Raw genomic sequence first — 14,217 nt, 5'->3', positions numbered from 1 at the left:
CCTCGCTCGGGCGGATTACTTGATCTTGGCCCCGGCGATGCAGTCGGGGTCGTCGACGGTGAGCAGGATCACCTTCTCGCCCGAGGTGGCGGCCAGCAACATGCCGTTGGACGTCTCGCCGCGGAGCATCGCGGGCGCGAGGTTGTTCACGACCACGATGTTCTTGCCGACGAGCTGCTCGGGCGTGTAGTGCTGGCGGACGCCCGCCACGATCTGCTTCGTCTCGCCGCCGACGTCGACCTGGAGCAGCAACAGCTTGTCGGCGTTGGGATGAGGCCGAGCCTCCAGCACCTTGGCCACCCGGAGTTCGATCTTGGCGAAGTCGTCGTACGTGATGGGGTCGGCCACGGTCCTCGGTCTCTCGCATAAAGGGCGGAACGATCGGTCGCAACGGCTCCCGATTGTGCCCGCCCCGGCCCGAGAATCCAAGCCGAAACGCGGGCGAAAGTCACCTTGGCGTAATCCGAGTCGGCGATCGAGACGTTTCAACCGGTTAGAGGCATGGTCGTCGACTCGACGGTGGAAGATGACGGCCGGTCTTGCGAAGCCGTGTCGAAGTCGGTGGGACTGGATTCGCATCGACGATCCAGTTTGGGGGCGGAATCTCTCGACACCCGGGGCAAGGCGACGCGAATGCGTCGGAAGACCTAGGGATTCAACCTCCGATCCTTTGAATGCCTGCGTCGGTGATGTCGATCCAAACGCCTGCCGGGCATTTCTGATCGCGTGCGGCGGCCAGCAGCTCCGCCCAACGCCGATGGGGAATTTCGCCACCCTCGATGAGCAGGCGTATCTCTCCAACGCATAGCATCGCGGCCATCGCCTTCTCGAACCGCTCGCCTTCGTCGAAGAACCCGCGGACGACGACCAAGGGCAGCTCCCCCCCAAGCAACTGGTCCAGTGTCTCAAGCTCCGGCGACATGCACCCCTCGTTTCTTCGAGAGAGGAGGATCCGAAGTCCGCTTCTACTAGGTCGCGCCGTCGACCCGGCATTCGCACCGGGCCGGATTGGGATCGAGGTCGCCGACGTAGAGACGCGTGGCGGCGCACGCCGCCTCGGCCGAGCGGTCGCCCCGGTCGATTACGCGATTCGCCTTCTCATTCGACGCCCACGACGACGCGTCGGTTCGCGCGCCGCCGGACGGGAGGCGTGGGACCCGCGAATGTACGGTAATATGAAACGCGGTCCAACCGGGTGACGGAGCGGCGGCGATGGCGAAGCAGGCGGGAATGATCGCGCGAATCGGGTCGTGGCTGCGGGGGCCGCTGGGACGCTGGGGCCGCGCGGCGCTGGTGCTGGCGATCCTGACGGCGCCCTGGGTCCTGTTCTTCAACCCGGTCGCGCCGTTCGCGAACGGGCACATCCCCCGCGACCCTGTGCGGATCTACCGCGTCTACAGCGACGACTTCGCGTTCGTCTCGGCCTCGCGCGACTTCTCGCGGACGGTCGGCAACCTGTTCTCGCCCCACAACACGCACATCGTGCCCGCGTGGCGGGTGCTGACGTGGTTCCTGGCCGCGTGCGCCGGGAGTCTGGAGCGGGTGCCGGACGTGCTGGCGGTGGCCTCGTACGCGATTCTGGCGGCGACGATGATGCTGATGGGGCGGCTGACCGCACGCGAGACCGGCCGCGAGGACGTCGGCGCCGCCGCGGCCGTGGCGACGGGGACGACGTCGCTGATGCTCGCGCCGGCGACCTGGTATGCGGCCGGCCAGCCCCTCTGGGCGTCGTTCGCGGCCCTCGCGGCGCTCTGGTACGCGCAGAGCTGGCGACGCTCGCAAGCTCGGCCGGCGCTGGCCCTGTGCGCGGCGTCGACCGCCTGCGCCGGCTGGTTCTGGACGATCGGCCACCTGGCGGGGCCCTCGGCGGCGCTCTACCTGTGGCTCGACGGCCGGAGGTCGTGCCGGCGGGCCGCGGCGGTCCCGATCGCGGCGACGGTCTTCGCGGTGGGGCTCTCGCTGATTCTGGGAGCGGGCAAGGTCGACAGCCGCGTGAGCTTCCACGGCCGGACCGCCGCCGAGGCCGCGCAGCCCGTCGAGGGCTTTTTTCACACGATGCAGGCTATCCCCGAGAGCCTCGTCCTCGGCAACCTGGGGCTGGCCGCCGAGACGACCGCGGGGCAGGGGACCGTGCTCACCCTGGGCCTGTTCGCCGCCTGGGCCCTGGGCCGGCTCCGTCAGGGAGGGCTCGGGGCGTTCAATCCCATCGAGATCGCCGGCGCGGCGTTCCTGGGCGGGAGCTACCTCGTCGAGTGGACCGTGCGGGGCTATCTCGATTACAAGTACCTGCGCACGATCAACGTGGACATGATCGTCCCCTGGTACCACGTCGCCCCCCAGGTCGGGGCGGTGCTGTTCGTCGTCGGCTGGTGGTCGGGGCCGAGGACCCCGGAGTCGCGCCGGCTGCCGATGCTCCCGCCGGCTGGGCTCACGCGCGGCGCTTCGCTGGGCGTGCTGGCGTTCGCGGCCGTGCTGGTGGCGCTGAACCGTCCCCGGGTGGAGGACCTCTGGATCAACAGCGCGCCGGCGATGGCGCCGTCGGAGGCCCGGCGGTTCCCGATCCCCGAACTCCAGCGGATGCGGGCGGGCGCGATGATGCTGGAGCAGGCCGAGCACCAGCGCGGGCACTTGCGGCGGTTCGACCTGGCGGAGAAGGCTGCGAAGTCGATGGGGATCGGCCTCGACGCCGTCCACGCCGCGTTCGGGAGGGTCGACGCCCCGCTGCTCCCCGACGCCTATGACGCGGCCGAGCTGCTCGACCTCCCCGCGAAGGGCCGGCCGACGGACCCGGCGCGGGTGCGGCAGGCCCTGGGCCCGTATCTTATCCTGACGCCCCCGCCCCGGCCGGCCTGGTACGAGCCGACCGACCCCTGGCCGCCCCCGAAGCCGAAGAAGGCCGAGGAGCCGGCCCGGAAGTGAGCCTGGAGCGCTCGGAGGGTTCGAGGAGTTGCCGCTCGTACGGCCTTCCCCCCTCGCGGGGAAGGCCGTCGTTCAGCGGCCCAATCGCAGGCATCGCCACGGCCGGTTCAGAACGGCCGGCCCTCGTCGATCGGCTGCTCGATGTTCGCCTTGTTGTCGAACAGGGTGAGGTTCTTGAGGAAGACGAGCTTGGCGGTGTCGGTCCGGCCGCTGCGGTTCTTGGCGACGATGACCTCGGCGATGCCGGGCTGGTCGTTGGCGTCGTAATAGTCGGGGCGGTGGAGCAGCAGGACGACGTCGGCGTCCTGCTCGATGGCGCCCGACTCGCGAAGGTCGGCCATGCGGGGCCGGCGATCCTCGCGGTTCTCGACGGCCCGGTTAAGCTGCGAGAGGGCGACGACCGGCACGTGCAGCTCGCGGGCGAGCATCTTGAGCCGGCGGCTGATCTTGGCGATCTGCTCCTGGCGGCTGTCGCGGGACTCGTCGGAATCGATGAGCTGGATGTAGTCGATCATGATCATCCCCAGCCCCTGGCGCATCTTCAGCCGCCGGGCCGAGGCCGTGATCTGGAGCATGTTGCGCGACGGCGTGTCGTCGATGTGGATGGGGGCCGTCTCCATCTCGCCGAACGCCTTGCCGAGCTTGTTCAGCTCGCGGTAGTCCATCCCCCGGCCGGTCCGCAGCTTGTTCGAGTCGACCTTCGCATGGGCGCTCAGGAGCCGCTCGCCCAGCTCGAGCCGGCCCATTTCCAGGCTGACGATGAGGGTCGGCGTGCGGAGTTGGATCGCCGCGTGGGCGCAGATGTTCAGCGCGAGCGCCGTCTTGCCCATGCTGGGCCGGGCCGCCAGGATGATGAGCTGCTCGGGCTGGAAGCCCGTGGTGATGTCGTCGAGGTCGTAGAAGCCGGTGCCGACCCCGGTGACGACGTGCGTCTCCTCGGTCCGCTTGGTGATGCGGTCCATCGCCTCGGAGAGGACGCCCTTCAGCTCGTAGACCTGGCCCTTGATCTGCTCCTCGGCGATGGCGAAGACCTTGCGTTCGGCCGTCTCCAGGAGCTGCTGCGACGTGTACAGGTTCGAGTAGCCGTCGCGGATGATCTCGGTCGCGCTCTGGATCAACTGGCGGCTGACCGACTTCTGGCGGACGATCTCGGCGTGGTAGCGGGCGTTGGCCGCGTGCGGGACGCTGTTGGCCAGCTCCGAGAGGCCGTCCTCGCCGCCGACCTGGGGCAGCTGGCCGCGGCGGTCCAGCTCGTCGCCCAGCGTGACCGCGTCGATCGCCTTGCCGTCGTCGTACATCTCGCGGATGGCGCGGTAGACGAGCTGGTGGGCGTCGCGATAGAAGTCGTCGGGCGTCAGGAACGCGACGATGTCGTGGAGGACGTCGTTGTCCAGCAGGATGCCGCCCAGGACGCTCCGCTCGGCGTCGAGGTTCTGCGGGGGCAGGCGGTCGCTCAGGCCGCCGCCGTCGGACTTGCCGTACGACCCGTTGCCGTTGCTTCCATCCCTGCCGGTGCCGGCGCCGTTGCTGTAGCCTGGGACGGATGCCATGACCGGGTCCACTCCTTGGAAGGCCGAGCGGGCGACCTCCCGGCGTCGGCGCGCGGGACCTCGCTCGAATATCAATCGCCTGAACGATTGTATCGGCGCCCGCCCTCGGCGGCATCGTGGAAAAGTGGAATCCGCGGTGCGTCGCGGTCGGGTCGCGCGGAGGCGTGGGGATATTCCGGCGTCGGCGAAGAGGGCCGAAGAAACGCGCGAGGGCCGGGACGTTCAGCGACGTCGCCGGCCCGGGCGGAGGCTTCGGGCGTCGGACGCGGTGGCGCGTCGCGACGCCCGGGGGGATGACGGTGGGGGGGAGGCGCTCAGGAGACGCCTTCCTCCGTGTGGGTCGGGACGACCCAGAGCTTGACCTCGGTCTCGATGTCCTGGCCTAGGGCGAGCTTGATCGTGTAGAGGCCCAGGTCCTTGAGCGGGCCTTCGATGCGGACCTGGTCGGTCGCGATCGGGAAACCTTCGGTCTTGAGCGCGTCGGCGATCTGGTCGGCGTTGACCGAGCCGTAGAGGTGGCCTTCCTCGTTGGCGTTGGCCTCGATCGTAAGCGACCGCTGGGCGATCTGGGCGGCGAGGCCCTGGAGGTCGGCGCGGCGGGCGGCCTCGAGGGCCAGGAGGCGTTCGCGGTACTTCTCGACGACCCGCAGGTTGTGGGGGGTCGCGAACGTGGCGAAGCCCTGGGGCAGCAGGTAGTTGCGGGCGAAGCCGGGGCGGACCTTGACCAGCTCGCCGGGGCGGCCCACGTGGGGGACGTCCTGGGTCAGCAGGACGCTCATGTGCCCGTCCTTGGCGCGGAGCGGGTGGTTCTTGCGGCGTTCCACGCCGGGCTGGCGGGGCGGCCCGGCGGGGGCGGCCTTGGCCTTCGATCCGTCGCCCTTCGCCTTGCCCGCGGACTTGGCCTTGGAGGTCTTGGAGGGGGTCGTCTTCGCCATTGTCGATAGTCGCTTTCGATCCTGAAGGCAAGCGCCGGTCGTGGGGGGCGTCGGCCGTCTCCCCCATCCTCTCATCCGCAGAGCCGCGCCGAGCCGTTGACGAACGTTAGGGAAATCCGAGCGGGTCGCTCGACGGGTCGCGGGGCCTCACGCCGGGCGTTCCTCGTCGATCGCGACGCGCAAGCGGTCAATTGAAACCGATCGGGCCGAAAACTCCAAGCGGGACGTTTGTGCGCCATCCCGATTCGGCCGCGACGGCCGGCGGGGCGGTCGGGTCAGAACGGGATGTCGTCGTCCTGGTCGGGGGCGACGGCCGCGCGGCCGCCGGAGTTCGAGGGGGCGTAGCCGCCTCGGGACGGGCCGTTGTCGAAGCCGCGGTCGGCGGGGGCCGCCTCGGGCCGGGCCGGGCGTCGGGCCGCCGGGGCGGACGACTCGCGGGCCGGCGGGGCGCTGAATTCCTCGTCGCCGCCCGCCGATCCGCCGCCGCCGTCGCGACGGCTGTCGAGGAACTGGACGCGGTCGGCCTGGACGCGGACCTTGGACCGCTTCTCGCCGGTCGTCTTGTCGTCCCACTGGTCCATCTTGAGCGAGCCCTCGACGAACACCAGGCTCCCCTTGCGGAGGATCTGGCAGCAGGTCTCGGCCTGGCGGTCCCAGACGGTGACGTCGATGTACAGCACTTCCTCGCGGCGTTCGCCGTCGCGCCCTTGCCAGGAGCGGTTGACGGCCATCCGCAGCTCGCTCACCGCCGTCCCGTTGGGGATGCGGCGCAACTCCGGGTCGAACGTGAGACGGCCCATCAACTGCACGCGGTTCAGGTCCGGCATCGCCCCGCTCCTCTCCAATCCGACGTCTCGAAGCGCGAAATCGCCCTGAAGTCAGGGTAAACGGTTGTCCCCTAGAGTGCAAGTCGTTTCGCGCGTCGATGGATGGGGTGGCGTCGATCGTGCGGGTCGGGTCGGCGGGAGGGCCGGCCGGACGGTCAGTCGTCGCGGCGGCGGCGGCGGGGACGGTCGTCCATGTCGTCGTCGTGGCCGTTCTCGGCGTCGACGTTGGGGTTCGAGGCCATCGCCTGGTTGACGAGCTGCTCCTCAAGCTTCGGGTGCACCTTGAGGATCAACTCGCGGAGGATGACGTCGCTCAGGTGGCAGTCCGAGACGATCTCCTTGAGCTTCGACCCGTCGGTCCGGAAGTAGGTCAGGAGGTACGTCCCCTTCTTGTGGCCCTCGATCGCGTAGGCGAGCCGGCGCTCGTCCCACTGGCGGCTGGCGACGATCTCGGAGTCGTATTTGGTCAGGATGTCGTGGACCTGCTTGACGGTGTCGTCCCAGGCCGCGGCGGCCTTGGTGCTGTCGAGAAGGAACATTCCTTCATAGGTGTTGAGAGGCAAGAGTCGGGTCCTCCGTTGAGTCCGCGTGCGGTTCGGGAATCGGGGTTATTGGGGCGATGGTCCGTTGAATCGGTTCATGACGGCCTGGCCGCCCTGGACGGCCCAGACGGCCACGGCCTGCGAGGCGAGGATCAGGGCGTCGTCGATCCGGGCCTTCTCGGCGCCCTTGAAGCGCCCCAGGACGTAGTCGACGGCCTGGCCTTCGCCGGCCTCGCCGATGCCGATCCGGAGGCGGGGGAACTCGTGGGTGCCGAGGTGGGCGGCGACGTCGCGGAGGCCCTTCTGGCCGCCGTCGGAGCCCCCCTTGCGGAACCGGAGCTTGCCGACCGGGAGGTTCAGGTCGTCGCAGACCACCAGGACGTCGGCGAGGTCGATCTTGTGGAAGCGGACGGCCTGGCCGACGGACCGGCCGCTGAGGTTCATGAAGGTGTCGGGCTTGAGCAGCAGGACGCGGCGGTATTCGATCTCGACCTCGGCGAGCAGGCCCTCGAACTTGCGGGCGAAGGCGTCGACCCTCGCGCCGGCGGCGAGGCGGTCGACCAAATCGAAACCGATGTTATGCCGCGTGCCGTGGTACTTGGGCCCGGGATTCCCCAGGCCCACCACGAGTTTCAAGGTCGCCAAGGCGGCGGCTCCCGACGTCGTCGCGAGGGGACGGCCGGCGACGTCGCCGGTCCCCGGCCCCATATCGGAGCCGGGGGCGACGGCCGGGGTCGGCCCCCGCGCCGCGGTCATTCGGCCTCTTTATCTTTCCGCTCGGGCTTGATGACCTCCGGCTGGACGGCGTCGGCGGCCGCGGTCGACGGCTCGACGTCCTGGGCCGGCGGCACGACGTGGACCAGCAGCACGTCGGGGTCGGCCTCGACGACCACGCCCGCGGGCAGCTGCAGGTCGCGGACGTGGATCGAGCCGTTGAGCGCCAGGCCCGAGACGTCGACCTTGATCGAGTCCGGGATCGCGCCGGCGGGGCACTTGACGGTCAGCGTGCGGACGATGGTCTCGAGCAGGCCGCCCTCGCCGACGCCGACGGGGTCGCCCTTGTATTCCAGCTCGACCTCGGTCTCGATCAGCTCTTCCTTGTTGACCCGGGCGAAGTCGACGTGCAGGATCTCGCGGCCCAGGTGGTCCCACTGGACGTCGCGGATCAGCACGGTCTCGGTCTGGTCGCCCAGGTCGAGCTCGGCCAGGTGGCTGGCGGCCTCGATCATCGACCGGGCGTCGAGCGCCGAGAGGCTGATGGGCACGACGGCCTGCTTGTGGCCGTAGATCACGGCGGGGATGCGGCCCGTCTTCCGCAGCCGGCGGGACGCGCGGGTGCCCGTCCCCTTGTTCTTCTCGGGGTCTCGCGTCTCGACCCGTAACTTGATTGCTTCGGACATCGTCGCTCGCCTTGACCGGACCCTCGCCAGGCGAGGTCCCGTAATTCGGAAAATCCGCGGGCCTGCCGCGACGCATCCTGCGCCGGCGGCCATCCCTCGGGTGGGGCCGGCCGCGAGCGGTCGCTCGTCGCACATCGCCCATCAAAAAATGCGGCCCCTGGGACCGCGCATCCGACCATTATGCGGATCCGCCCCGGATCGTTCAAGACGGCAGGCCGCCCCCCGCCGGCGAATTCCGCCCCTCGACCTGGCGGACGGCCTCGTACAGGCCGACGGCCGTCGCGTTGGCGAGGTTCAGGCTGCGGGCCTCGGGCCGCATCGGGATCCGCAGGGCGCGGTCCTCCGCCTCCTCCAGCCGGCGCGCGGGCAGGCCGCGGCTCTCGGGCCCGAACACCAGGCCGTCGCCGGGCGCGAAGGCCGCCTCGGTGTACGTCCGGCCCGCCCTGGTGCTGAACCACCAGAGGCGGTGGAGGCCGAAGGCGGCGACGACTTCGTCCAGGTCGTCAACCACGACGAGGTCCAGATGTTCCCAGTAGTCCAGCCCCGCGCGGCGGACGGCCCGGTCGTCGAGGTGGAAGCCCAGCGGCCGGACCAGCCAGAGCCTCGCCCCGACCGCCACGCAGGTCCGGCCGATCGCCCCCACGTTGGCGGCGATCTCCGGGCTCGCCAGGATCACGTGCAGGCGATCCGTCGGGGCCGAGCCTTCTCCGTTCATGGGATTTACCACAATGGTGCGACGAGCCGTCGGGGCGGGACGGGCGCGAAGAAACGCTCGACCGCGGGGGGCCCCGTCAGCCGAGCGTTTTCGTCTCAAGCTATGACTCGGAAAGAACTTCCCGCGGCTTCTCAGTAGGCGTCGGCCGAGACGACCTCGCCGCCGGCGCGTGAGGTCAGGGCCTGGAGGACGCCGACCTTGGAGCCGGGCGCGAGGGTCGGGCAGCTGCTGACCCAGGTGATGCCGGTGGGGTCGCCGCTGTTGACGTTGACCGTCCAGGTGTCGACCGTGTCCTTGATGAACCGGACCGAGCCGTCCAGGAACGACGAGTTGACGCCGCCCGGGTGCATGCTCGACAGGAAGATCGGCAGGTTCTCCTCGAAGTCGCTGTTCGTGAAGAGCGACTTCACGTTGCTCTTCTGGGCGTTGACCGGCCAGTAGGCGTCGAACGTGTTGTCGGTGTAGTAGCCCGACGACCACCAGTGGTAGTAGGGACGGATGCTGTCGGCCAGCAGGCTGTGGGCGTGCTCGCTGAAGGCCATCGTGTTGCTGGTGCCGTCGGTGACGCTGGCGATGGTCACCTTGGAGTGGCCGTACATGATGCCCGACATGCTGGCCAGGCGGCCGGCGTAGTTGGTGTTGGTGGTCCGGATCGAGAGCGACCACATGCCGGCGTTGCAGGCGTAGCTGCTGAACTGCATCTTCCACGAGCCCGCGGGCGGGGCGTTGAACGACGAGTCGAGCGGGGCCGCCTGCGAGGCCATGGCGTCGCTCGGGCACCAGAGGCTGGAGATGCCCTGGCCGATGACGGTCAGGTTCTCGTAGTCGGACTGGCAGAGGTTCATGTTCGCCGCGTCGTACACGCCCTTCTGCTCGATGAACGGGGCCAGCCGGAACCAGATGCTCAGGCCGTCCTTGTAGAGCATGTCGCGATACCGCAGCGTCGTCAGGTTGGACGGCGGATAGCAGCCGATGCTCGACTCGTAGTTGGCCGCGCCGAGGGCGAGCTGCTTCAGGTTGTTGATGCACTGGGCGCGGCGGGCGGCCTCGCGGGCCGACTGCACGGCCGGCAGCAACAGGGCGATCAACACGGCGATGATGGCGATGACGACCAGCAGCTCGATCAGCGTGAAGCCGTTGGGCGTGCGACGGGCGGGGCGGCGGGGGTGTAGCATTCGGGGCTCCAGAAAGCGGGCGGCGTGGGGGACGGAGGACGGGGGAAGTCGGTCGAGAAGGCCGATCGAGGATCGCGGCGGACGGGTCAACGGCCGACGCCGGCCGCTTCGCGTGCGCTGACCGTCTTGCCCTTGACCTTGACCGGAGGCTGCTCGATCCCGCCCTTCACCAGGGGGGCCGAGGCGTCGGCCTGGGGACCCTTCGCGTCGGGGTTCCCGACCGTGCCGGTGTCGGCCGGAGTGCAGCCGGCCGCGAGGAGCGAGACGACCAGCGCGAAGGCGGGCCTGCGGAGAGAAGGGCGAGAAGACATGACGTTCAACCTCCCAAGGCGGCCCGCGCCATCGATAAAGATAGGGCGCAGGGCGGGAACGGATGGAGGAGCGGCGATGTCGTCGGCGTCGACGAGGGCCGCCCCGGCGCAAGGTGCATCGAGGCGCAAGGTCTGACGACAGACGACGTAACGCCGACGATGACCGCGAAATCCCGGTTCCTTGAGAGGGGAAGAACCTGTGGAGCCGCGGTCGGCAAGGGTCAATGAGTTCGGGAGCTGATCATACCCCGGAGCCACGGTCGCTTGTCAAGGGACACGACCGATCGGCGCGGGCGATCAACGGTACTTTTTGAAAAAGTCACCAAAAAACGACCGATCGCGCCGCGCCGCGACGATTCGCGCGAAAAAAGCCTCGAGACCGGAGGCGGGCCGGGGTCGCGAACGTTCCCGAGATCATCGCGAGGCGGACACGAGGTCGGCGTCCGGCTCGAGGTCGGCCTGATGGCCGTCGTCGGGGGCGACGGCCTCGGCCCCCCGGCGATCCTGCGCGTCCGGGTCGGCGAGGCCTCGGCGGCGCTCGCCCAGGCGCTGGATCACGTAGAAGAAGACGGGGGTCAGGAAGATGCCGAAGATGGTGACGCCGAGCATGCCGCTGAACACGGCCACGCCCAGGGTCCGGCGCATCTCGGCGCCGGCGCCGGCGGCCAGGATCAGCGGGACGACGCCGAGGATGAACGCCATCGACGTCATGATGATCGGCCGCAGCCGCAGCTCGCAGGCCTCGAGGGTCGCCTCGTAGGCCGGGGCCCCCGACTCGCTCCGCATCTTGGCGAACTCGACGATGAGGATCGCGTTCTTGCACGCCAGGCCGACCAGCACGATGAACCCGACCTGCGTGAAGATGTTCACGTCCATGCGCCACAGGTTCACGCCGATGGTCGAGCAGAGCAGGCACATCGGCACGACCAGGATCACGGCCAGGGGCAGGGCCCAGCTCTCGTACTGCGCCGCGAGGACCAGGAAGACCAGGACGACGGCCAGGGCGAAGGCGAACATGGCCGTGTTGCCGGTCTGGCGCTGGAGCAGGGCCAGCTCGGTCCAGTCGGAGCGCATCGCCTGGGGGACCTCCTCGGCGACGATCCGCTGCATGGCGTCGAGCGCCTGGCCCGAGCTGACGTCGCGGCCCGGCTGGAGGTTGATCGCGGCCGACGGGTAGAGGTTGTAGCGGAGGATCATGACCGGCCCGCTGACGTCGCGGATCTGCGCCAGCGAGCCCAGCGGGACCATCGCCCCCTGCTCGTTGCGGACGCGGAGGCCGGCGAGGTCGCTCATCTGCCGGCGGAAGTCGGACTGGCCCTGGACGTTGACCTGCCACGTCCGGCCGAAGCGGTTGAAGTCGTTGACGTAGAGCGAGCCGAGGTAGACCTGCAAGGTGTTGAACAGCTCGGCGATCGAGACGCCCAGCAGCTTGGCCTTCTCGCGGTCGACGTCGAGGAACAGCCAGGGGGTGTCGGCCCGGAAGCTGGTGAAGAGCCCCTGCAACAGCGGCGACCCTTCGCCGGCGGCGACCACCCGCCGGGCCGCGGTCTCCAGCTCGTGCGGGCCCAGGTCGCCGCGGTCCTCGACCACGATCTTGAAGCCGCCGGCCGTCCCCAGGCCGTCGACCGGCGGGGCGTCGAAGACGTTGACCGCCCCCTCGTGCACCTGATCCTGGAGGGCCTCCTGGAGGCGGGCGGCGATCACGGGGCCGGTCAGGCCTTCCTGGGAGCGGTGGTGGAAGTCGTCGAGCATCACGTACATCGCGCCGAAGTTGGGCGCGTTGGCGTTCATCAGGATCGACTGGCCGGCGATGGCCAGCGTGTGGGTGACGCCCGGCAGCTTCAGCGCCAAAGCCTCGGCCTGCTTCATGACCGCCTGCGTCCGTTCCAGCGACGACGAGTCGGGGAGCTGGACGTTGACGAGCAGGTATCCCTTGTCCTGCGAGGGGATGAACCCCGTGGGCGTCCGCATGAAGCCCCAGTAGGTCACGAACAGGAGGCCGCCGTAGAGCAGGAGCACGAGGAAACTGATCCGCAGCAGGCCGCCGACGATCCGCGTGTACGCGCCGGCCGCGGCGTCGAAGCCGCGGTTGAAGACGGCGAACGTCCAGCCCATCAGGCGATTCAGGGGGATGCCGAGCAGCCAGCCCGCGGCCCCGCCGGCGATGGCGCCGAGCAGGCCGACGAAGCGGTCATGGGGGAGCAGCGTCGACGCCCGGAGCGCTTCCGGCTGCGGGACCAGTCCCGCGAGCATCGGCCCCATCCAGACGGCCCCGACCCAGCAGCCGACCAGCACGAAGGCCAGGCTCGGCAGGGCCTCGTAGGTCCCCTTCTTGCGGGGCTTGAGCAGCAGGGCGGCCAGGGCCGGGCTCAGGGTGAGCGAGTTGAACGCCGAGATCAGCGTCGAGGTGGCGATCGTGAGGGCGAACTGTCGGAAGAACTGGCCGGTGATCCCCGAGATGAACGCGCAGGGGACGAAGACCGCCGTCAGCACCAGCCCGACCGCCACGACCGGCGACGACACCTGTTCCATCGCTTTGATGGTGGCGTCCCTCGGGGCGAGCCCGTGCTCGATGTGGTGCTCGACGGCCTCGACGACGACGATGGCGTCGTCGACCACGATGCCGATCGCCAGCACCAGCCCGAACAGCGTCAGGTTGTTCAGGCTGAACCCCATGGCCGACATCACGGCGAACGTGCCGACCACGGCGACGGGCACGGCGATGAGCGGGATCAGCGCCGACCGCCAGTTCTGCAGGAACAGCAGCACGACGACGGCCACCAGGACGACGGCGTCGCGGAGCGTCTTGAACACCTCGTTGACCGACTCGGTGATGAACGGGGTGGTGTCGTAGGCGATGGCGTAGTCGACGCCCTCGGGGAACCGCTCCTTCAGCTCTTCCATCTTGGCGCGGACGTTGCGGGCCGTCTCGAGCGCGTTGGAGCCCGGCCGCTGGTAGACCGAGAGGGCGACCGTGGGGCGGCCGTCGAGGGTGCAGGCCTGGTCGTAGCCCTGCGCGCCCAGCTCGACCTCGGCGACGTCGCGGAGCCGGACGATGCCGCCCATCTGGTCGGCCTTGAGGATCATGTCGGCGAACTGCTCGCTCTCGCTGAGCCGGCCGAGGGTCGTGATCGTGAACTGGAAGGCCTGCCCGGTGTCGACGGGGGGCTGGCCGAGCTGGCCGGCGGCGACCTGCACGTTCTGCTGCTCGATCGCCCGCACGACGTCGGAGGCGCTCAGGTTGCGGAAGGTCATCTTCTGGGGGTCGAGCCAGACCCGCATGCTGTAGTTGCGCTGGCCGAGATAGGTGATGTCGCCGATGCCGTCGAGCCGGGCCAGCTCGTCGCGGAGCTGGATGGTGGCGTAGTTGCTCAGGTAGAGGTTGTCGCGGGTGCCGTCGGGCGAGAAGACGTTGATGATCATCAGGATGCTGGGCGACTTCTTCGTCACCGAGACGCCGCGGCGCTTGACCAGATCGGGCAGGATGGGTTCGGCCAACGACTCGCGGTTCTGCACCAGCACCTGGGCCATGTTCAGGTCGACGCCCGGCTTGAACGTGACGGTGAGCGTGTAGTTGCCGTCGTTGGTGCACTGCGACGACATGTACATCATGTTCTCGACGCCGTTCACCTGCTGCTCGATGGGCGCGGCGACGGTGTCGGCGACGACCTGCGCGTTGGCCCCGGGGTAGTACGCCGAGACCTCGACGGTCGGCGGCGTGATGTCGGGGTACTGCGCCACCGGGAGCGTCCACAGCGTGATGCCGCCGGAGAGCGTCACGATGATCGAGAGCACCGAGGCGAAGATCGGGCGGTCGATGAAGAATCGGGAGAACACGGCGAC

The 14,217-nt window shown here is 69.3% G+C and carries 13 protein-coding genes; 1 reads left to right on the top strand and 12 read right to left on the bottom strand.

Going from position 1 to position 14,217, the window contains the following annotated elements:
* Positions 1–15: 15 nt before the first annotated feature.
* Positions 16–348 (bottom strand): methionine--tRNA ligase subunit beta, encoded by a 333-nt coding sequence (metG, locus tag PZE19_RS33175; protein ID WP_277863016.1) that lies wholly within the window; start codon positions 346–348, stop codon positions 16–18.
* A gap of 307 nt (positions 349–655) precedes the next feature.
* Positions 656–922: a hypothetical protein gene (locus PZE19_RS23380; protein WP_277863015.1), complete on the bottom strand. Its 267-nt coding sequence runs from the start codon at positions 920–922 to the stop codon at positions 656–658.
* A gap of 290 nt (positions 923–1,212) precedes the next feature.
* Between PZE19_RS23380 and PZE19_RS23375 the strand changes: the two genes are divergently transcribed.
* On the top strand, positions 1,213–2,919 hold the full coding sequence (locus tag PZE19_RS23375; protein ID WP_277863014.1) for a hypothetical protein: 1,707 nt from the start codon (positions 1,213–1,215) through the stop codon (positions 2,917–2,919).
* Positions 2,920–3,026: 107 nt separating this feature from the next.
* Here PZE19_RS23375 and dnaB read toward each other — a convergent pair whose 3' ends face one another.
* From dnaB to PZE19_RS23325, 10 genes are all read right to left on the bottom strand, one after another.
* Positions 3,027–4,469: a replicative DNA helicase gene (gene dnaB, locus PZE19_RS23370; protein ID WP_277863013.1), complete on the bottom strand. Its 1,443-nt coding sequence runs from the start codon at positions 4,467–4,469 to the stop codon at positions 3,027–3,029.
* 314 nt (positions 4,470–4,783) lie between these two features.
* A complete protein-coding gene (gene rplI / locus PZE19_RS23365; protein WP_277863012.1) occupies positions 4,784–5,404 on the bottom strand; it encodes a 50S ribosomal protein L9 in 621 nt (206 codons plus the stop codon).
* A 275-nt stretch (positions 5,405–5,679) separates the two neighbouring features.
* Positions 5,680–6,231 (bottom strand): single-stranded DNA-binding protein, encoded by a 552-nt coding sequence (locus tag PZE19_RS23360; RefSeq protein WP_277863011.1) that lies wholly within the window; start codon positions 6,229–6,231, stop codon positions 5,680–5,682.
* Positions 6,232–6,386: 155 nt separating this feature from the next.
* The gene (gene rpsF / locus PZE19_RS23355; protein WP_277863010.1) at positions 6,387–6,794 is read right to left on the bottom strand and encodes a 30S ribosomal protein S6; all 408 of its coding nucleotides are present in this window, start codon (positions 6,792–6,794) and stop codon (positions 6,387–6,389) included.
* Positions 6,795–6,839: 45 nt separating this feature from the next.
* A complete protein-coding gene (pth, locus tag PZE19_RS23350) occupies positions 6,840–7,418 on the bottom strand; it encodes an aminoacyl-tRNA hydrolase (RefSeq protein ID WP_277863009.1) in 579 nt (192 codons plus the stop codon).
* Between the two features lie 107 nt (positions 7,419–7,525).
* Positions 7,526–8,173 carry a 50S ribosomal protein L25 gene (locus PZE19_RS23345; protein ID WP_277863008.1) on the bottom strand — a complete coding sequence of 216 codons (648 nt, stop codon included), beginning with the start codon at positions 8,171–8,173 and terminating at the stop codon, positions 7,526–7,528.
* Positions 8,174–8,375: 202 nt separating this feature from the next.
* The gene (locus tag PZE19_RS23340; RefSeq protein ID WP_277863007.1) at positions 8,376–8,888 is read right to left on the bottom strand and encodes a tRNA (cytidine(34)-2'-O)-methyltransferase; all 513 of its coding nucleotides are present in this window, start codon (positions 8,886–8,888) and stop codon (positions 8,376–8,378) included.
* Between the two features lie 131 nt (positions 8,889–9,019).
* Positions 9,020–10,063: a DUF1559 family PulG-like putative transporter gene (locus tag PZE19_RS23335; RefSeq protein WP_277863006.1), complete on the bottom strand. Its 1,044-nt coding sequence runs from the start codon at positions 10,061–10,063 to the stop codon at positions 9,020–9,022.
* 86 nt (positions 10,064–10,149) lie between these two features.
* The gene (locus PZE19_RS23330; RefSeq protein WP_277863005.1) at positions 10,150–10,374 is read right to left on the bottom strand and encodes a hypothetical protein; all 225 of its coding nucleotides are present in this window, start codon (positions 10,372–10,374) and stop codon (positions 10,150–10,152) included.
* A gap of 414 nt (positions 10,375–10,788) precedes the next feature.
* A complete protein-coding gene (locus tag PZE19_RS23325) occupies positions 10,789–14,211 on the bottom strand; it encodes an efflux RND transporter permease subunit (RefSeq protein ID WP_277863004.1) in 3,423 nt (1,140 codons plus the stop codon).
* Between the last annotated feature and the right edge of the window lie 6 nt (positions 14,212–14,217).

The organism is Paludisphaera mucosa (assembly GCF_029589435.1).
GTDB classification, from domain to species: Bacteria; Planctomycetota; Planctomycetia; order Isosphaerales; family Isosphaeraceae; genus Paludisphaera; species Paludisphaera mucosa.
The sequence above is the reverse complement of the archived record's forward strand: the minus strand, read 5'-3'. Positions and strand labels throughout refer to the sequence as shown.